This window comes from Streptomyces argenteolus, assembly GCF_042902585.1.
GTDB lineage: Bacteria > Actinomycetota > Actinomycetes > Streptomycetales > Streptomycetaceae > Streptomyces > Streptomyces argenteolus.
Window position 1 is genome coordinate 135,239 of record NZ_JBIBEG010000010.1, and the last position, 17,820, is coordinate 153,058.

Here is a 17,820-nt window from a genome sequence, read left to right on the forward strand (position 1 = left end):
GGTCGCGATGCCCAGAATCCAGTTGTCGTGCGGACCGGTTGACTACCAGGACACCCGCGGCCCAGGGCCCGTGCTGGTGTTCGGCCACGGCCTGCCGATGAACGAGACCCAGTGGCGCAAGGTGATCCCCATGCTGGGCGGATATCGCTGCATCCTGCCCACGTTGCCCCTGGGCGGGCACCGGCAGCCGATGCACCCGGATGCCGATCTCTCCCAGCGCGGCGTCGCCCTGCTTCTGGGTGAGTTCATCGAGCGGCTCGGGCTGGGCGCGGTGACCCTCGTGCTCAATGACTGGGGCGGGGGCCAGTTCCTGGTGTCCGAGGGTCAGGACCAGCAGATCGCGCGCCTGGTGCTGGTGGCCTGCGAAGCCTTCGACAATTTCCCTCCGGGACCGGCCAAGGCACTGGCGCACGTGTGCAGGGTTCCCGGCGGCGTATGGCTCCTGACGCGCCTCATGCGCGTCCCCGCCGTCCGCCACAGCCGGGGTGGATACGGCGGAATGAGCCTGCGCGGGATCCCTGACGAGATCATGGACGACTGGTTCGCCCCCGCCGGCCGCGACAAGGCCATCCGCAGGGACTTCGCCAAGTTCGCCACCGGAGCACCCGGACGGGAGACCCTGCTCGCCTGGAGCGAGCGCCTGCGTGACTTCGACCGCCCGGTGCTGGTCGTCTGGGCGACCGAGGACCGATTGATGCCGCGTGAGCACGGTCCCCGGCTGGCCGAGTTGTACCCGCAGGGCCGACTGGTCGAGATCGCGGACTCGTCCACCCTCATCCCGGAGGACCAGCCCGAACGGCTCGCCGAGGTGCTCACCGACTTCCTGATCCACACCGGAGCGGAGCCGGTCCGGCCCCTGCCCTGAACGCGGGCGGGGCCGGAGGGTCCGCAGCCGCTGCCGCCCTCCCCTCGATGCCGGACCGCCGTGGCAACGGCAGGTCCTCGCCCACCCGATCCGCCGACACTCCGGTCGCCGCGGCGCGGGGAGCGCTGCTGACACGAAGGCGGCCATGATGACGGCAGCGCCGTTCGCGGCGCTGCCGTCGCCCACTGCCGTGTGGAGGGCCTACCGGCGCGGGCCGTCGGTCCGACGACCCTGCGGTTCCTGCGAGACCGGCCCTGGCTGCGTCGTGCGGCTCTCCGTACCCCGTGCAGGGCCGGGGCGCGTGCCGCCGGCGTGGTGCTCGGCGGTGAGCGGTCGTGGGGCCGGGGAGGTGGCGGCTGCGGTCGTCTGCGTCCGGTGCGCGCCGAAGACGATCAGCGCCCACAGCAGGCAGCCGAAGGCAGCGGTGTGGAGCAGGGCGCGCACGATGTTCCCGGCAACCCAGGTGCTTTCGAAGTTCTCCCGTACAGCTGCGGGGTCCCTGATGTGATCGGGGCTGCCGGCTCTGGCGAGCTGGTCGTTGAGCGGGACGTTGAGGCCGCTGGTGACCACGAAGGCGAGCAGGTAGAGCACCAGCGCGGCCATCAGCCATGGCAGCGTGGCCCGTCCGTGGCCCCGCCAGGCCAGAACGACCGCAAGGCCGAGCAGGGGGATCGCGGCCATGAAGGGGAGCATGAAGACGGGATTGAGGATCGCCTTGTTGATGTTCTGCATCGCCTCGACGAAGGTCCGGTCGGAAGAGCGCGCCAGGCCCGGCATCACGGAGTAGGCGAAGGCCGCGAACAGTCCGGCCATCAGGCCGGTGGCGAGCGTGGTCAGGAGCAGGACGGCCTGCTGGAGGTTTTTCATGGTGTCACCTTTCGTTCCAGATGCGGGCCGCGGCGCGGCGGGCGCAGTCGGCGAAGTCGCAGGGTGGCGTCCCGGAGGGCGTCGGACGCCGGGCCGAACGCCCCACCGTCCACTGCGCGCCGGACTGCCTCAGGGCCTCCTCCGCACGCACCGCTTCGGGCTCGTCACGGCGGGAGAGCAGCGCGAGCCGGCGTACCCCCCACGCCACCGCGAGATGGCCGACCTCCTCTGCGGCGCCCGGGGCGGCAGGTCCGGGCTGGTCAGCGACGTACGCCGCACGAACGTCGGCAAGCACCGCTTCCCTCGCGGGGGGCCGCTGCCCGTCGAACGGCAGGCCGCCCGGACGGGACCCGCTCCGTACGGGAAGGCGCGGAGCCGCACGTCGCTGGACCACCCGGCGGCCCGTCCTGCCGGTACCGCCGGGAACCAGCATGGGTGGGTGTGCGCGCACGGTGGGGCTCCTTCGACCTCTTCGCTTCGATCGCTGCATCGGTCCGCGCGTCCAGCATCGGGCCGCAGCGGGTACCAGCCAACTCCGTTTGCAGACACGGTTGTTGATGTAAGGGTTGCCCCAGCGAGGCGGGGCGTCGCCCCGAGCGGGCGTGGCAGGGAGTGTCGCGGCATCGAGATCTTCCTGACCGTTGCCGAGGAACTGCCCTTCGGCCGCACTGCCGCCCGGCTGCGTGTCTTCCCCGCCCGGGTGGTCGGACCGTCAGGCACCTGAAGCGCCGCTCAGGCGAGATGCTGTCGGAGCGGTCCAGCCGCTGGGTCGCGCCCGGCCCCGTGGGACAGCGCCTGTACGACGACATCCGCCACGGCTACGACCGGATCGTCGAAGGCGTACGACGCGCCGAAACCACTGCCGGGCCACCGGAGGCATCCGGCGCGCAGGGTTAGCCGGAGCGTCGGGAGGCTTGTTCAGCCTTGTCCACGAGACCAGCTCCGGGCGGAGGACCGGACCCGGACTCCAGTTCTGGGAGGCTCAGCGTCTGGCACGGTGAGGACGGCCGATGAGTTTCCCCCTCCCCGACGGTCTGTCCAGCACCATGACCGTCCACGACAGGAGTGCCATGTCCACCATCCAGCCGGTGATCCTGACAGCCGACCAGAAGTCTCTGGCCCACTTCTACACGCAGTTGTTCGGTGCCGAGGAGATCTTCCGGATTCCCGAGAAGGGGCCCACGTTCTACCTCGGCCTGCGCATCGGCGACACGGAGCTCGGGCTGGTGGCCGATGCGGGCACGGAAGACCGGGCGGCGCCGCGGATCCTGCTGAGCATCGGTGTCGCCGACGTCGACGAGATGCTCGCCCGGGTGGAGGCACTGGGCGGTTCGGTCCGCGGTGCCCCCAACGACATGCCGTGGGGGCAGCGCGTCGCCCACATCTGTGACCCGGACGGCAACCCGGTGAACCTGACCCAGCCGATCCCGGCCCGCTGAGCACCGTCCGAGCGTCCGCAGCGGCGGCGGTGATGACGGCGCCCACGAGGGGGCTCTCGGTGCGGTACCGGTGGAGGATGTCGGCCGCCTGAACCTCTGGGCCGACCTGCCACGCGTCGCCGTCGGCATCCAGGGATTCGATGACCTCTTCTGCCCCCACCACGACCGCACGGAACCGGAACCGTTCGACGTCGAGGGCGTGATGCTGGACCAGACCGAGGCAGTGCCGACCGAGGGCAGCGGAGGTCGGCGCAGGACATCGGTGGCGAGGCCGCCCCTTGGCCGACTGTGTACACGAGTGGCGGCAGCGAGCCTTTCGCTCGTTGGAAGGCTCTCACTCGGCCGGGGTCCGATGGTCTCGACAACGGCAGCACCTCGCCCGGCAACTGACGAGCCGGGCGAGGTGAGCCTGTGGGTGCGACGGATCGACGGCTACGAGCCGGCCCCCGGGACAGCCCGCGACCGGTCAGCTGAGCCGGGTTGTGGCGTACGCCTCGATGGCGTCGCGCTGGTACGCCGCCAGGCCCGGTGCGATCGCCTCGTACGCGGAGCGCCAGGCGCTGTTGTCCACGCAGGAGCGCCCGACGGCACGGAACTCCTCGGCCGACACGGGCCGCAGTTCGGTCATGGCCTGGTACTGCGCGTCGATCTGGGCCTGCACAGGCGCGGCGTCCGCCGGGTGACCGGCGGCCATCAGGTCGGCCAGCAGGATCATCTGGGTCGTTCGCTCGCGCTGGCCGGCCTCGATGTCCTGCGGGGTCATCGCGGCAACCCTTCGGGCGACTTCCTCGGCGTGCTCGGGGAAGTCGTGCAGGCTCTCGTGGTACTGGGAGGGCTGGATGCCCTCGAACAGGTTCTCCGGTCGGTTGATGGTCATGGGATCGCCGTCCTTTCTGGACTGTTCCAGTTCGGCGATCGTGCGGGAGACGGTGCCTGCCAGGGCGTCGAGGCGGTCCCGCTCGGCGAGCAGCCGCAGGTGGTGGCCGCGCAGGGCGTCCACCTGGTCGACCTGCTCTGCCAGGATCCGGCCGACCTCGGGAAGCCCCACGCCCAGCGCCCGCAGTACGAGAATCTGCTGGAGTCGCAGCAGCTGCTGCTCCTCGTAGTAGCGGTGGCCGTTGGCCCCGATCCGGGCGGGCGGCAACAGGCCGACCTCGTCGTAGTGCCGCAGGGTCCGGGCGGTCACGCCCGACATCCGAGCGACCTCCGCGATAGGCCAGTCCATCGCTGTCTCCCTCACGATCGCGTCACCGGGCCGGCTTCTCCGGCCCTGTCAAGGACGGTAGAAGCTGCCGCAGCGGCAACCGCAAGCCCGCGCCCTCACCATCCGGAGGGCGGCCCGCGCCCCTCCCCGACTGCCCACCCAGCACAACGGCAGCTTCCCGATCACGGCCCGGGTGTGTCTCTGGGATCAGCCTGACTCCCCCCTCGGTGCCGGCCCCCGTGTGAGCGGTTCGATGGTCCGCACCACACCTTTAGGCTCATCCCATGACGGAGAAACCCCTCACCGAAGCGGAGATCGTCGAGGCCGAACGAGAACTCGGTGTTGCCTTTCCCGATGCGTACCGGGTGTATCTGCGCGAGGTGAGCGCCGGCGGGGCACTCCTCCGGCTTGAGCGGACAGGGCGTGGCTGGTGGTGGGCCGGGAACGATGAGGGGCGGCGCGAGCTGCTGACCATCCCCTTCCCGCATCCCGACTCCTACGCCGGCGCGGACGACGAACTGCTGGAGCGTGAGCCACAGCCTGAGGCGTTCGAGGGCGACGCAGCGTACCGGAAGGCTCGGCGTGCTTGGGACGACGAGGCCGACAGGTTCGAGGATGTGAAGACAGCCGGTGCGGTCGTCATCCAGGAGCATGGCTGCGGCTTCTCCACCTTGTTGGCCCTGACCGGCCCTCTGGCCGGCACGGTGTGGTGGGATGGACGGGCTACCTGCGACCTGATCGTCCCGCTGTCCTTGGATCACGTCGGCGGCGCCCAGCCCGTGGATTTCGGGCAGTGGTTGGAGCACGGTTCCTGGGCACTCCTGCCGCCGGGCTGGGGGCCATCCGTTCCATCGAGTCCCGTTGTTCACCGTGAGAGTCCGCGCAGATAGGCGCGGTGGTACCCAAACAGCGAGGCGGGTACTGGCCCTGGCGATCACGAAGGTGCAACGCTCTGTGATCATGGATTTGAGTGCCGCCTTTCCTAAGTACACCCCCTCACTCGACGGCCACCGTCGCCTGCCATGCGCCCGGGCGCATGCCTGTCGCCTTCCGGAAGAACACCGAGAAGTTGGACGCGTCGGGGAAGCCGAGCGTGTTGGCGCAGGCGGCTGCGGTGAGGCGGTCGTGTGCGAGGAGCCGTTTGGCTTCCAGGACGATCCGCTCGACGATGTACGCCTTCGCGCTGCGGCCGGTGACCTGCTGCACCGCTCTTGAGAGGGTGCGGGGCGCGTATCCCAGCGTCCGGGCGTAGTAGCCGGCGTCGTGATGTTCCCGGTAGTGCGCCTCGACGCTGGACCGGAACAGTCCAAACACCGGATTGATCGACCGTGCTTCGGCGTGCGGGGGCCGGAGCCGGGCGATGAGCGCGGAGAGCAGGATCTCGGGCAGCTCCGTCGAGCTATCGCCTGGTGGGGCGGATGCTTCGAGGAGGAGATGGTTGCGGGCGGTGTCGACGAACGGCCAGTCGGCGTCGGGAATGTTCCAGTGTGCAACCAGGTCCAGGGACCCGACGAGCTCCCGGGTGGCGTGGGTGACCGGCGCGGTCGGCACGAACAGCACGACGTGCCCAGCCACGCCAGCGATGTCATCCCATCGGTGCACAGCTCCAGGAGCGACCCACACCGCGGACCGCTCCTGGAGCGGGTGCCGGAGGAAGTCCACGGTGACGGATCCGTGCCCGGCATCGACGACGGCCAGGACGTGGAAGTCGGCACGCTGTGTCCCGCCGTCGTTCAGCTCGCGAAGGCGGTCGAACGTCATGGTTTCCACAGTGGCGGCACGGCACCCGACGGGCTGGTAGGCCATCTGCCGGATCACAGTCATCTGTCCAGTTTCCACCATCAGGCGACCAGTCATGCCGATGCCCCGGCACAGCGGCAGAGATTCAATGAAAACAAAGCACAACTGCCCCAGAACACTGATCGAGAGATTCACGATGAACACGACGCAGCAGCCGCTACTGCCCACTTATGACCACCGGCCGGGGGCCGGACCGACCCTGGTGTTTCTGCACTACTGGGGTGGATCCGCCCGCACCTGGGACCTCGTCGTGGACCGCCTGGCGGGACGCGACATGCTCACTGTCGACTTCCGCGGGTGGAGCCGCTCGAGCAACCTGGCCGGGCCCTACACCCTCCGCCAACTCGCCGGTGACACGCTCGCCGTGATCGCCGACGCGGGCGTCACCGACTACGTCCTCGTCGGACATTCCATGGGTGGCAAGGTCGCGCAGCTCATCGCGGCGACCCGGCCCGTCGGCCTCCGGGGGATCATCCTCGTCGGTTCAGGTCCGGCGAAGCCCGCCGCATGGATCACTCCCGAGTACCGGGAAGGCCTTTCCCACGCCTACGACTCCGACGAGTCCGTCGCCGGCGCACGGGATCACATCCTCACCGCGACCGAGCTGCCTGAATCGATCAAGTCGCAGATCGCGACCGACTCGCGGGCCAGCACCGACGCCGCCCGCACGGAGTGGCCGCTGCGCGGCATCGCGGAGGACGTCTGCGAGCACACCCGCATGATCGGCGTCCCCGCCCTCGTCGTCGCCGGGGAGAACGACCATGTCGAGCCCGTCGACGTGCTCGTCAACAACCTGATGCCCTACCTCTCCGGAGCCGATTTCACGGTGATTCCGAACACGGGTCACCTGATCCCGCTGGAAGCTCCGGCCGACCTCGTCGACGCAATCACGGCATTCGCACCAGCAGCCTGACCATCCGCGCTTGGGTTGCGAGCCCTCGGTCAGCGTCGGCTCCAGGTGAGGATGCCTGCGAGGTGGAGTGCGGCCTGGGAGCGATCGCGAGTTCGTCGGCTCGTGCGGCTACGCCGCGCCACTGCTTCCAGGCGGTTGATGGCGATCACTGATGCGATGTACCACCCCTGGCCCTCCGCACTACCGCAGACCAGACAGGCGACGTCCCGGCTTTCGGGAGCTGTTGTGGTCGGCATCCGCTTTCCGCCGATCGGACCCGGGTGACCGAGGGCTCGACCCGACGCCTCGCCGGCGACCGCGCGCACGCCGTCCCGCGCGATGCGGAGTCACCTCCGCCGACGCGACATCGACGCTGTCCTCCTCCACCCTTACGACCAGCTCGGCCAGCACCGCGCCCTTGCCCCCCAGCCACCTGAGCGGACCGGAGACCTCACTGCACCGGTGGCCGAAAGACGACGCCTATGCACCGGATCCTGGCCGTGAACGCCGCTCGAGCTGACCTCGGGTTCTCGTGAAGCGGGCTCCGGCAGGGGATCGGATCAGGAGCAGGGTCGCCGCCGAGACGCCATGCACGCGGTCGAACTGGTAGGCCGCTGAGCTGCACCCCTCCGCCAGCCGGTCGAGCGACCAGCGCGGATTCCCGGATCACCCGCTGCCAAGACCGGCCCAGCAACCCCACCATGCCGGTACGCCGGCGCCGGAAACAGCGTGCGCCTTCCGGCTCAGGAACAGCAGCGCGGAGGAAGCTGGCGGCGCTGTACCCCGATGGGCACCCAGGAGAAGGCCGCCCCGGCACGAACGCCGTCCCACGTGCTCCGCGCTCCGGGCGGGGAACCGGCAGAGAAACTGCACCCGCCGTACCGTCGGAGCCGGTGCGGCGGGTTCGCGTCGGAGCGGCGTGAGGCGCGGCTTCCGGTGCGTCTCAGCTGGTGGCGGGGCCGGTCCAGTCCGCGGGAACGTGGCCGAGGCGGACCCGCTGCGGGTGGTCGCCGACGGGGATGGAGAGGACCTTCTTGCCAGTGGAGAAGTCGATAGCCGTCACCTGGTCACTGCCGCTCTCGGACACCACGCAGTGCTTGCCGTCTCCGCTGACGGTGGCCCAGTACGGCTTGGAGGCGGTGACGAGCGGGCCCTCCTGGAGCGTCTCGCGGTTCACGACGGAGACGTAGTCGTCCATGGTTCCGGCGATGCAGAGCTTGTCGCCCCCGGGACTCATGGACATGCCGTGATGGCGGGAATCGTTGACGTAGGTGGTGCGTTCGTCGCTGGTGTCCGGGTTCTTCGGCAGCGTCTTCACTCGGGTGATCTTGTCGTTCTGCACGTCGTACTCGACGAAGCCGTTGAAGAAAGAGACCTGGAAATACATTGTCGACTCGTCGGGCGTAAAGGCCACGGGCCGCAGCGCGTCGGACAGGTCCTTGCGGCCGAAGGCGTCGAGTCGCTCGCGCATGTCGATGATCTTCTTGACCTCGAAGGTCTTCGCGTCGGCGACGGTGATGCGGCGGTCGCCCTTGGTGAAGTCCTGCCAGGGCGCGTCCATGTCGGTGTTGACCTCACCGATGGCCATGTTCCAGAGGTACTTTCCGCCGTCGGTGTACACGTTCTCGTGCGGCTTGTCGCCCGTCTTGAAGCTGCCTGCCTCCTTGCCCGTCGCCATGTCCAGGACGTGCACGGTGTTGGAGATGGAGGAGGAGACGGCGACCTGGGTGCCGTCGGGGGTGACCGCCATGTGGTCGGAGCGGAACCCGGACACCGGGAAGCGCCAGTTGATCTTGCCGCTGTTCACGTCGATGGAGACCACATCGGCGAAACTCGGCCGGGAGGCGACGACGGACTTACCGTCGTTCGTGGTGTACATGTCGTCGACGTACTGGTCATGCCCCTCGCCCGGGCCGAGCCGGATACCGAGGAAGAAGGCGAGCTTGACGGGGTTGAGGTAGATCTCCCGCAGGCGCTCCTTCTTGTCGGGGATCATGTCGATCCGGCCGATTTTGGCGTAGTCGCCACGGGATTTGATGACGTCGGCGGTGCCTTCCCAGTTGTTCCCGACGAAGAACACCTCCTTGAGCTCCTCCGGGGCGGCTTGCCGCGCCTGCCTCGGGATCTCGCTCGCGCCTGCCGGGCCGGAGATGGCCGGCAAGGCGCCTGCGGTCAGTCCCGCGACGACAAGGGTGGTCGCGGCGAAGGTGCGTCGGCGGTGAGGACGGGGGGTGCAGGGACGCATCACGGTGAACTCCGGAGGCAGGAAGGGGCGGCGCGCCGTCGGACAGGCCCGCATCACGTGTTACCAGAGGTAACGTAACCAGGAGACAGGGAACTTGAACAGAGCCCCATCGACATTCCTTGACGCGCGCCCCTCGATCGCCCGCCGCTTCACCGGGCCGCACAGCCGACCCGCCTCGCGCAGTGGCCGCAGCGGGAGCAGACAGCCGGTGGGCCCCAACGACCCGCTGTCCGGGTACAAGCAGGGCGGTCCGAATGCCCAGACGAACGACGTGAGCTGCGTCAACACGCGTATCCGCTACGAGAGCAGCCGCCACCCTCCGTTCACTGTCATGCCGTCGATGCCCTCCAAGCCCTGGCGAAAGCCGAGAAAGGCCAGCACCACATGTCCCTCGACCAGACGTCCTGGGAAGCCACGGCCCGCCACCTGTACGAGGACGCGTACCCGTACGACGCCACGGGCCCGCGCCGCCACGAGAACTGGGTCCTCGACGTCCTTGCTCTTACGGCTACGACCCGTCGGACAACCCGACCATCGTCACCGATCCGCTCGGCAACGTGACCAGAACCGAGTACGACGCCGTCGAAAACGTCACCTGGAGCACGGACGCCGAGCAGCGCGCCACCACCTACCGCCACGACAAGCTCGACCAGCGGTTGGACGACCGCGTACCGGCTGATCCGCGAGCACGAGTTCCCCTGCCCAGCCCTCCGCATCGGACGTAGGTACAGGATTCCGACCAACGAGCTGATGCGCGCCCTGGGGATCGAGGACCGCCCGCTGTACAGCGTGAACCCGGAAGAGGACACGGGCGATCCGAGCGTCAGCTTCTGACGGTAACCACCGTGCGGCTCCGTGGCATCGGCCACGGGCCGCACGGCCCTGCCTCCTACGACGGGCCGTTCGCCGCCGACGTGCGCCGCACGGTTCTCCACGGCTGCTCGGCAATCGGAGGGCGCAGGAAGGCGCTCCTTCTTCGCCGAGCGGTTCGGCGGCCGACAGCCCGCGCGCGTCGGCCAGTTCGTGAATCCGCCGGCGATCACCGACCCGAACTACGGCGAGCACGCCCGTCAACCCCGAAACTGCCGGCGAGCTTCCGACGCACGCTTCGGCGCCCGCGTCATGATCGCCGCGCCCGGCCGGGGCGCGGAGCTGAACGGCCCGGCGGCCCAGCCCTACGCACCGCTCGGCCACGACCGCCTTCGAGGGGATGCCCCCGAAGGTTCTCGTCGTCGTGGGCACGAAGGACTGGCGCCCACCCAATTCTTTCCGACCGGCAGGTCTGGGGAAGCGACGCCTACACGGCGCCTCCCGCAGCGAAGACCAGGTTGGACAACTTCGACGACGCGGAGCACGGGCTGGGCGGCATCCCGGCCTTCGATTCTGCCGAGGCCACCGACGAGAACCCCGACCGCGTCACCGCCGCACGAGCCCTCCTCCGGGGCGCCTACGCGCCCGAGTTGTGCCCGCAGGAACCAGACTGGTACCGGGCCACCGCCGTCCGCGCATCAGCTCCCACTGCTCCCGGTCCCGCTTTGTGAAGCCGACGCGCGTGACGTCGTGCCCTGGCGCCTTCAGTTCCAGGAAACCGGTGATGCGCCCCGATGTCTTCACCGCGTAGTCCGGACGCACCCGGGCCTCGGGCAACGGATACTCAGGATGAAGGCGAGGACTCAGCTTCCAGCGCGCCCCAAATGTTTCGACCAGCTTCGCCACCGGCAGGCTAATTGCCGCCTCCGTGTCGCTGACCCGCAGACGCTCTCCGCACTCGGATCCACAGTCCGCCACGAGAGCCCGTATCCATTCCTCCGGCACCTTGTCCCCCCTTCCGAGCTGTGGAGGTGGACGGTGGATACCGCAGACACAGCTTGTTGGAGACGAGAGGACCGGCTCAGTGCGCACGGGGGGCGCGAGGGGCACGGACAGCGCGTTCCGTGACCGCTGGGAGCAGGGGCGGGTGTTGGTCGGGAAGAAACCGCCGTAGCCAATGTGGACCTTGCCTGCCGCCCCAACGGGAAGGCGCGTGGGACGCCGTTCTCGCGCCGAGTGGACCCGCTGCCCCATCTCGCGAAAGCATAAGAATCCACCAGCTGAATGAACGGGTCAGCCCCCCGGCGGACTGCCAGAAGCCAGCACCGCTCCCAGAACCTCATTCCGTCCCGTACCCACGACGTCGAACGTCAGGAAACGGGGAACCAGGCCGAGAGCTGCTTGGCAATAGCCGGTACATCGATGGTGTCCTGCGCGACTTCCTCGACGAACGGGCCAGCCACGGAGACGGGTGGCGGCGCGGTACTGGCGCTGACGCCGTTGAACCGCAGGAAGACACGCATGGCAAGCCAGGCGGTGCGCTTGTTGCCATCGATCAGCGCGTGATTGCGAGCGACGGAGTGCAGCAGTGCCGCCGCCTTCTCGTGCAATGTGGGATACAGCTCGGCCCCGAACACGTTCGTCCGGGGCCGTTCGATCGCTGACACCAAAAGTCCCATGTCACGCACGCTGTGCTCGGTACCGTTGACCGCGCGAGCGATGGCCAGGATCTCGTCGATCTGGATGTAGCGAACGTCCGTCACTTCAAGTAGTCCAGGATCTCCGCATCGCTGTCCATCAGCTCGGCCAGGACGTCATCGACCTTCAACTCGGCCCGATCCTGGGCGTCGCGGATGGCCTCGATGGCAAGCTCCTGCTTGCTGCGACGCTCTCGACGAGCACGCTCGGTCAGCTTCGCGTCCAGGTCGTCAGGAAGTCGGAGTGTCATCGCCATACAGGAATGATACCGGACTGGTATCTGGGTGGCGAGGTGATACCAGCCACTCAAGACCTCGGACCTCGACGCCGTCCTTCGTGGCCGGTCGGGCCGCGGTCTCGGTTCCGAGGTGCGTGCGACGGGCTAGCAGCACGCGCAGCCGCTGGCAAGGTGCAGTCGGCCCCCGAACCGGATTCCTTGCCCCGCGCCGACGGCCCCGGTCTGCGGCCCAGGGCCGGACAGGTCCGAGGTTGAGGCTTCCGATATTCGAGCGTCATCCGAGCGTCAAAAATTCTGCATTGCGCATCGCCACGTCGCCGCGAGACCCACGCCGGCCCTTGAACCTGCGGCTCAGAGCGTTCTGCGCAAGCGAACGTCAGTCGACGCAATCCGCGAGCGAAACAGGTCGAGCTGACCATATGAAATGCAAAACCGCAGGTCAGGCACCCTTGTCCGCAGGCTCCAGAATCGCCACGCACTCCACATGGTGCGTCATCGGGAAGAGATCGAACGCCCGCAGCGTCCGCACCCGGTACCCGCCCTCCCGGAAGTACGCGATGTCCCGGGCCAGCGCCGCCGGGTCGCACGCCACGTACGCGATGCGGCGCGCGCCCAGGGAGGCCAGGTGCTTGACCGTGGCCTTGCCGGCGCCCGCGCGCGGCGGGTCCAGGACGATCAGGTCGCACTGTGTGATGCCCGTGCGCGGCAGGACCTGGTCGACCTTGCCGTGCTCGATGCGGACGCGGTCCAGGTCCTTCAGGTTGTGCCGGGCGTCCTCGACCGCGCGCTTGCCGGACTCGATGCCCAGCACCGCGCCCTTCTCGCCGATGCGCTGGCCGATGGCGCCGGCGAACAGGCCGACGCCGCAGTAGAGGTCCAGCGCCATGTCGGTCTTGCGGGGCAGCAGCCCCTGCATGACCGCGCGGACCAGTGTGTCGGCGGCCTGCGGGTGGACCTGCCAGAAGCCGCCGGAGCCGACGCGGTACGTGCGGTCGTCGGCGCGCTCGCGTACGAAGGCGCGGCCGTGGACGCGGTGGACACCGCCGTCCTTCTCCTCGACCCGGAGCACGGAGACCGGCTTGTCCAGCTCGACGAGCGGAAGCCGTCCGCCCGCGCGCGGGGTCAGGATGACCTGGCGGTCATGCGAGCCCGTGGCGGAGATGGCCTCCACCGCGGCCATCTGCGGCCAGTCCTGCTTCTCGATGCCGAGTTCGGAGACGCCGGGGGCGGCGATCAGGCACTCGTCGATGACCTCGACGTCGTGCGAGCGGTGCTTGCGCAGGCCGACCCGGCCGTCCTCGTCGATGGCGTACTGGACGCGCGTGCGCCAGGCCGGCACCTCGCCCGGCGGGAGCTTGTCGCCCTCGGCGGGCATGACCGTGCCGTCCCAGCCGGCCTCGTCGGGCGTGAGACCCGCGAGGCGCATGAGCTGCTCGGCGATCACTTCGCCCTTGAGGCGGCGCTGCGCGCCCGGCTTGGCGTGCTGCCAGTCGCAGCCGCCGCACTTGCCGGGCCCGGCGTACGGGCAGGGGGCCTCGACCCGGTCCTTGGACGCCTCGACGACCGTGACCGCGTCGGCGCGCAGGAAGCGGGAGCCGACCTCACCCTCGGTGACCCGTGCCACGACCTTCTCGCCGGGCAGGGTGTGGCGTACGAAGAGGACCTGGCCCTCGGCGGTACGGGCGATGCAGTGGCCGCCGTGGGCGACGGGGCCGACCTCGACCTCGTACTCCGTCCCGATCAGGGATTCCCCGGCCTGCTGCTCCCCGGTCGGCTGCTCCCCGGTCCGCGACGAGTTGGATTCGTTCTGCATGAGGGGGTGGCTCCAGAGATCAAGGGGAAACAGGGGACCGCGAAGCGGCCGGACAACAACCTACGAGTCTACGTGGGTGTCGGCCGACCGCTCACCACGAGCGGGATCCGCCCGCGTCAGCTCTTGGTGCCGTGCTCCTTGTGGTGCCGCCGCTCGACGGGACCACGGCGCACCGAGCCCGGTGCGTTCCAGTCCGCGCGCCTCCTGGCGCGCACCTTCGCCGCCTCGGAGGACTCCAGCTGGTACGGGACCGAGGTGACCATCACGCCGGGGGTGAACAGGAGCCGGCCCTTCAGCCGCAGCGCGCTCTGGTTGTGCAGCAGATGCTCGTACCAGTGGCCGACCACGTACTCCGGGATGTAGACGCTGATCACATCGCGGGGGCGGTCCTTGCGCAGGCTCTTCACGTACTCGATCACCGGCCGGGTGACCTCGCGGTAGGGCGAGTCGAGGATCTTGAGCGGGATGTCGATGCCACGGCGCTCCCAGTCCTCCCTGAGCGCCTTGGTCTCCTCCGGATCGACGCTGATGGACAGGGCCTCCAGCTGGTCCGAGCGCACCAGCTTGGCGTACGCGAGCGCGCGCAGCGTGGGGCGGTGGATGCGCGAGACCAGGACGATCGAGTGGACGCGCGAGGGCCTGACGGTGTCGTCGGACGGGGTGTCGCCGGCCGCGATCTCCTCGGCGACCCGGTCGTAGTGCCTGCGGATCGCGGTCATCGTGCCGAAGAAGATCACCATGCCGAGCAGCGCGACCCAGGCACCGTGGGTGAACTTGGTGGCCAGGACGACGACCAGGACGAGGCCGGTGAAGAACGCGCCGAAGGTGTTGATCGCGCGCGAGCGGATCATGTGCCGCCGTGCCGCCGGGTCCGTCTCGGTCCGCAGATGGCGGTTCCAGTGCCGCACCATGCCGGTCTGGCTGAGGGTGAAGGAGACGAAGACGCCGACGATGTAGAGCTGGATCAGCCGGGTCGAGTCGGCCCCGTAGATCCACACCAGCAGGATCGCGGCCCCGGCCAGCAGGACGATGCCGTTGGAGAAGGCGAGCCGGTCACCGCGGGTGTGCAGCTGACGGGGCAGGTAGCGGTCCTGCGCGAGGATCGAGCCGAGCAGCGGGAAGCCGTTGTAGGCGGTGTTGGCCGCCAGGAAGAGCACGAGGGCGGTGGCCGCCGCCAGGAACACGAAGAAGAACGTGCCGTCGCCGAAGACCGCCGCGGCGACCTGGGAGATCACGGGGTCCTGGACGAACCCCGCCCCGACGGCGGCGCCGTTGTGGATGAGGTCCACGGCCGGGTTCTCCGCCATCTTCACGTCGGTGGCCATGGCCAGTCCGATGATGCCGCAGAACATGGTGACGGCCAGGAGGCCCATCGCGGCGAGGGTGGTCGCGGCGTTCTTGCTCTTCGGTTTGCGGAAGGCGGGTACGCCGTTGCTGATCGCCTCGACGCCGGTCAGTGCGGCGCAGCCGGAGGAGAAGGCGCGCAGCAGCAGGAAGACGAGGGCGAAACCGGCCAGGCCCTCGTGCTCCGGCTTGATCTCGTAGTCGGAGGTGGGGGCGTGCATGGTGTCGCCGAGGACCAGCCCGCGGAACGCGCCCCAGAGGATCATGGCGAAGACGCCGGCCACGAACAGGTACGTGGGGATGGCGAAGAGCTTGCCGGACTCCTTGACGCCCCGCAGGTTCATCAGCGTCAGCAGGACGATGGCCCCGATGGCGCAGACCGTCTTGTGCTCGACGACGAAGGGGATGGCGGAGCCGAGGTTCTCCACGCCGGAGGAGATCGACACCGCGACGGTGAGGACGTAGTCGACGAGGAGGGCGCTGGCGACGGTCAGACCGGCCTTGGGGCCCAGGTTGGTGTTGGCGACCTCGTAGTCGCCGCCTCCGCTGGGGTAGGCGCGCACGTTCTGCCGGTACGAGGCGACGACGGTGAACATCAGGACCACGACCGCGACCGCGATCCACGGGCTGAAGTGGTACGCCGACACACCCGCGATGGAGAGCACCAGGAGCACTTCTCCCGGTGCGTACGCGACGGAGGACAGAGGGTCGGACGCGAAGACGGGGAGCGCGATGCGCTTGGGGAGGAGCGTTTCCCCCAGCTTGTCGCTGCGCAGCGCCCGGCCGATCAGGATCCGTTTGGGCACGTCGGTCAGTTTGGACACGCAGAGGATCGTAAGCGCTGGCGAGACACGCCGAGACGTCACCACCCGCCCCGCCGACGGAAAACCTTCATAATCACCCGCCCTCACCGCAAAAGTCCATGGAATCCTTAACGAAATCCTTGCAGTGCGGAAGCCGGCGGACCCGCGACCGGGAGCCTGCGGGCCTCCGCGCCGCAGGCCCCGGGCCCTGGCCGGTCGCCCCCCTTTGCCCATCGGGCCGCGGGGTACGCACACTCGGATGAGGCGGTACGGGCACGGCCGCATAAGCTCATCCCCGGGCAACGGCGGAAGTGGTTGCCCCATTGTTTGCCCCGCAAGCTGAGAGAGAAGTGTGAGCAGGGTGTTTTCGCAGGTCATCCGGATGACCAGGACGGCGAGGTAGGCGCAAGGTGCACATCGTCATCATGGGCTGCGGGCGTGTCGGAGCCGCTCTCGCGCAGACCCTGGAACAGCAGGGGCACACGGTCGCCGTGATCGACCAGGACCCGACGGCTTTCCGCCGCCTCGGTTCGGGGTTCGGCGGCCGGCGTGTCAGCGGGGTCGGCTTCGACCAGGACACCCTGCGGGAGGCGGGGATCGAGGAGGCCGGAGCCTTCGCCGCCGTCAGCAGCGGTGACAACTCCAACATCATCGCGGCCCGGGTGGCGCGCGAGATGTTCGGCATCGAGAACGTCGCGGCGCGCATCTACGACCCCCGGCGTGCCGAGGTCTACCAGCGTCTGGGCATCCCCACGGTGGCCACGGTCCGCTGGACGGCGGACCAGATGCTGCGGCGGCTGCTGCCGTCGGGCGCCGAGCCGCTGTGGCGTGACCCGAGCGGCGGGGTGCAGCTCGCCGAGGTGCACACGACACCGTCCTGGATCGGGCACAAGATCAGCACCCTGCAGGAGGAGACGGGCGTCCGTGTCGCCTTCCTCACCCGTCTGGGTGAGGCCATCCTGCCCACGTCGCAGACGGTTCTGCAGGAAGGCGACCTGGTCCACGTGATGATGCGTACGGACGAGATCGCGAAGGTCGAGGAGGCCTTCGCCGAAGGTCCCGAGGAGGGCGGTCACTGATGCGGGTGGCGATTGCCGGGGCCGGCGCGGTGGGCCGTTCCATCGCGGCCGAGCTCCTGGAGAACGGGCACGAGGTACTGCTGATCGACAAGGCGCCGACCGCCATCTCGGTGGAGCGGGTCCCGATGGCCGAGTGGCTTCTCGCGGACGCCTGCGAGATCACGTCGCTCGACGAGGCGGCCCTCCAGCGGTGCAACGTCGTGATCGCCTCGACGGGTGACGACAAGGTCAACCTGGTCGTCTCGCTGCTGGCGAAGACCGAGTACGGCGTGCCGAGGGTCGTGGCGCGGGTGAACAACCCGAAGAACGAGTGGCTGTTCAACGAGTCCTGGGGTGTGGACGTCGCGGTCTCCACCCCACGGCTGATGTCCGCCCTCGTGGAGGAGGCGGTGAGCGTCGGCGATCTGGTCCGGCTGCTGCGCTTCAGCCACGGCGACGCCAACCTGGTCGAGCTGACCCTGCCCCCGGAGTCGGCGCTGGCCGGCATCAGGGTGAGCGACGTGGACTGGCCCGAGGACACGTCGCTGGTGACGATCATCCGCGGCACCCGTGTGCTGACGCCGAGCCCGGAGGAGACCCTGGAGGCCGGCGACGAGCTGCTGTTCGTGGCCGCCCAGGCGCGCGAGGAACAGCTGGAGGACCTGCTGTCGGTCCGACGCGAGTCCGTGGAGGACTAGCGCCCCCGGCGCATGCGGAAGGGCCCGGACCGTTCGGTCCGGGCCC

Annotated in this window: 18 protein-coding genes; 9 read left to right on the plus strand and 9 right to left on the minus strand. The window is 69.1% G+C overall.

Going from position 1 to position 17,820, the window contains the following annotated elements; translation table 11 throughout:
- Positions 1 to 7: 7 nt before the first annotated feature.
- Positions 8 to 865, plus strand: coding sequence for an alpha/beta fold hydrolase (locus ACFY8O_RS29230; protein ID WP_387907579.1), 858 nt, complete (start codon positions 8 to 10; stop codon positions 863 to 865).
- Between the two features lie 201 nt (positions 866 to 1,066).
- Here the strand turns inward: ACFY8O_RS29230 and ACFY8O_RS29235 are convergent, their stop codons facing one another.
- Together ACFY8O_RS29235 and ACFY8O_RS29240 are read right to left on the minus strand one after the other, a co-directional pair.
- Entirely contained in the window at positions 1,067 to 1,732 is a 666-nt protein-coding gene (locus tag ACFY8O_RS29235; RefSeq protein WP_387907582.1) for an anthrone oxygenase family protein, read from the minus strand.
- Positions 1,733 to 1,736: 4 nt separating this feature from the next.
- A complete protein-coding gene (locus ACFY8O_RS29240; RefSeq protein WP_387907584.1) occupies positions 1,737 to 2,183 on the minus strand; it encodes a hypothetical protein in 447 nt (148 codons plus the stop codon).
- 619 nt (positions 2,184 to 2,802) lie between these two features.
- Between ACFY8O_RS29240 and ACFY8O_RS29245 the strand changes: the two genes are divergently transcribed.
- The gene (locus ACFY8O_RS29245) at positions 2,803 to 3,171 is read left to right on the plus strand and encodes a VOC family protein (RefSeq protein ID WP_387907807.1); all 369 of its coding nucleotides are present in this window, start codon (positions 2,803 to 2,805) and stop codon (positions 3,169 to 3,171) included.
- Positions 3,172 to 3,637: 466 nt separating this feature from the next.
- Here ACFY8O_RS29245 and ACFY8O_RS29250 read toward each other — a convergent pair whose 3' ends face one another.
- Positions 3,638 to 4,396, minus strand: a complete 759-nt coding sequence (locus ACFY8O_RS29250; RefSeq protein ID WP_387907586.1) for a MerR family transcriptional regulator — start codon at positions 4,394 to 4,396, stop codon at positions 3,638 to 3,640.
- A gap of 263 nt (positions 4,397 to 4,659) precedes the next feature.
- Here ACFY8O_RS29250 and ACFY8O_RS29255 point away from each other — a divergent pair, with 263 nt between their 5' ends.
- The gene (locus ACFY8O_RS29255) at positions 4,660 to 5,265 is read left to right on the plus strand and encodes an SMI1/KNR4 family protein (protein ID WP_387907589.1); all 606 of its coding nucleotides are present in this window, start codon (positions 4,660 to 4,662) and stop codon (positions 5,263 to 5,265) included.
- 106 nt (positions 5,266 to 5,371) lie between these two features.
- Here ACFY8O_RS29255 and ACFY8O_RS29260 read toward each other — a convergent pair whose 3' ends face one another.
- On the minus strand, positions 5,372 to 6,199 hold the full coding sequence (locus tag ACFY8O_RS29260; protein ID WP_387907809.1) for a helix-turn-helix domain-containing protein: 828 nt from the start codon (positions 6,197 to 6,199) through the stop codon (positions 5,372 to 5,374).
- A gap of 112 nt (positions 6,200 to 6,311) precedes the next feature.
- On the opposite strand from ACFY8O_RS29260, the gene ACFY8O_RS29265 reads away from it, so the two are divergent.
- Complete coding sequence (locus ACFY8O_RS29265) at positions 6,312 to 7,088, plus strand: alpha/beta fold hydrolase (RefSeq protein WP_387907592.1); 777 nt, start codon at positions 6,312 to 6,314, stop codon at positions 7,086 to 7,088.
- A 922-nt stretch (positions 7,089 to 8,010) separates the two neighbouring features.
- Here the strand turns inward: ACFY8O_RS29265 and ACFY8O_RS29270 are convergent.
- Positions 8,011 to 9,312 carry a YncE family protein gene (locus ACFY8O_RS29270; RefSeq protein WP_208766068.1) on the minus strand — a complete coding sequence of 434 codons (1,302 nt, stop codon included), beginning with the start codon at positions 9,310 to 9,312 and terminating at the stop codon, positions 8,011 to 8,013.
- Between the two features lie 557 nt (positions 9,313 to 9,869).
- On the opposite strand from ACFY8O_RS29270, the gene ACFY8O_RS29275 reads away from it, so the two are divergent.
- The 3 genes from ACFY8O_RS29275 (at position 9,870) to ACFY8O_RS29285 (ending at position 10,853) form a co-directional block, all read left to right on the plus strand.
- A complete protein-coding gene (locus ACFY8O_RS29275; protein ID WP_387907596.1) occupies positions 9,870 to 10,037 on the plus strand; it encodes a hypothetical protein in 168 nt (55 codons plus the stop codon).
- A complete protein-coding gene (locus tag ACFY8O_RS29280) occupies positions 9,991 to 10,146 on the plus strand; it encodes a hypothetical protein (protein WP_387907811.1) in 156 nt (51 codons plus the stop codon). The genes ACFY8O_RS29275 and ACFY8O_RS29280 overlap by 47 nt, the downstream gene beginning before the upstream one ends.
- Before the next feature lie 494 nt (positions 10,147 to 10,640).
- Entirely contained in the window at positions 10,641 to 10,853 is a 213-nt protein-coding gene (locus ACFY8O_RS29285; RefSeq protein WP_387907598.1) for a hypothetical protein, read from the plus strand.
- Positions 10,854 to 11,492: 639 nt separating this feature from the next.
- Here the strand turns inward: ACFY8O_RS29285 and ACFY8O_RS29290 are convergent.
- The 4 genes from ACFY8O_RS29290 to ACFY8O_RS29305 all read right to left on the minus strand — a co-directional run bounded on the left by ACFY8O_RS29290 (position 11,493) and on the right by ACFY8O_RS29305 (position 16,039).
- Positions 11,493 to 11,885: a type II toxin-antitoxin system death-on-curing family toxin gene (locus ACFY8O_RS29290; protein ID WP_387907601.1), complete on the minus strand. Its 393-nt coding sequence runs from the start codon at positions 11,883 to 11,885 to the stop codon at positions 11,493 to 11,495.
- The gene (locus ACFY8O_RS29295; protein WP_031089472.1) at positions 11,882 to 12,076 is read right to left on the minus strand and encodes a ribbon-helix-helix protein, CopG family; all 195 of its coding nucleotides are present in this window, start codon (positions 12,074 to 12,076) and stop codon (positions 11,882 to 11,884) included. Before ACFY8O_RS29295 ends, ACFY8O_RS29290 begins: the two co-directional genes overlap by 4 nt.
- A 421-nt stretch (positions 12,077 to 12,497) precedes the next feature.
- On the minus strand, positions 12,498 to 13,871 hold the full coding sequence (locus tag ACFY8O_RS29300) for a class I SAM-dependent RNA methyltransferase (protein ID WP_387907604.1): 1,374 nt from the start codon (positions 13,869 to 13,871) through the stop codon (positions 12,498 to 12,500).
- Positions 13,872 to 13,987: 116 nt separating this feature from the next.
- Positions 13,988 to 16,039: an APC family permease gene (locus tag ACFY8O_RS29305; protein ID WP_387907607.1), complete on the minus strand. Its 2,052-nt coding sequence runs from the start codon at positions 16,037 to 16,039 to the stop codon at positions 13,988 to 13,990.
- A gap of 389 nt (positions 16,040 to 16,428) precedes the next feature.
- On the opposite strand from ACFY8O_RS29305, the gene ACFY8O_RS29310 reads away from it, so the two are divergent.
- On the plus strand, positions 16,429 to 17,097 hold the full coding sequence (locus ACFY8O_RS29310; RefSeq protein WP_014153600.1) for a potassium channel family protein: 669 nt from the start codon (positions 16,429 to 16,431) through the stop codon (positions 17,095 to 17,097).
- Positions 17,097 to 17,774 (plus strand): potassium channel family protein, encoded by a 678-nt coding sequence (locus tag ACFY8O_RS29315; protein WP_145808634.1) that lies wholly within the window; start codon positions 17,097 to 17,099, stop codon positions 17,772 to 17,774. The genes ACFY8O_RS29310 and ACFY8O_RS29315 overlap by 1 nt, the downstream gene beginning before the upstream one ends.
- Positions 17,775 to 17,820: the final 46 nt, after the last annotated feature.

Excerpts from the sequence above, each read along its gene's own strand:
- ACFY8O_RS29230 (WP_387907579.1), top strand. The coding sequence starts at position 8 with ATGCCCAGAATCCAGTTGTCGTGCGGACCGGTTGACTACCAGGACACC.
- ACFY8O_RS29235 (WP_387907582.1), bottom strand. The coding sequence starts at position 1,732 with ATGAAAAACCTCCAGCAGGCCGTCCTGCTCCTGACCACGCTCGCCACC.
- ACFY8O_RS29245 (WP_387907807.1), top strand. The coding sequence starts at position 2,803 with ATGTCCACCATCCAGCCGGTGATCCTGACAGCCGACCAGAAGTCTCTG.
- ACFY8O_RS29250 (WP_387907586.1), bottom strand. The coding sequence starts at position 4,396 with ATGGACTGGCCTATCGCGGAGGTCGCTCGGATGTCGGGCGTGACCGCC.
- ACFY8O_RS29255 (WP_387907589.1), top strand. The coding sequence starts at position 4,660 with ATGACGGAGAAACCCCTCACCGAAGCGGAGATCGTCGAGGCCGAACGA.
- ACFY8O_RS29260 (WP_387907809.1), bottom strand. The coding sequence starts at position 6,199 with ATGACTGTGATCCGGCAGATGGCCTACCAGCCCGTCGGGTGCCGTGCC.
- ACFY8O_RS29265 (WP_387907592.1), top strand. The coding sequence starts at position 6,312 with ATGAACACGACGCAGCAGCCGCTACTGCCCACTTATGACCACCGGCCG.
- ACFY8O_RS29270 (WP_208766068.1), bottom strand. The coding sequence starts at position 9,312 with ATGCGTCCCTGCACCCCCCGTCCTCACCGCCGACGCACCTTCGCCGCG.
- ACFY8O_RS29295 (WP_031089472.1), bottom strand. The coding sequence starts at position 12,076 with ATGGCGATGACACTCCGACTTCCTGACGACCTGGACGCGAAGCTGACC.
- ACFY8O_RS29300 (WP_387907604.1), bottom strand. The coding sequence starts at position 13,871 with ATGCAGAACGAATCCAACTCGTCGCGGACCGGGGAGCAGCCGACCGGG.
- ACFY8O_RS29315 (WP_145808634.1), top strand. The coding sequence starts at position 17,097 with ATGCGGGTGGCGATTGCCGGGGCCGGCGCGGTGGGCCGTTCCATCGCG.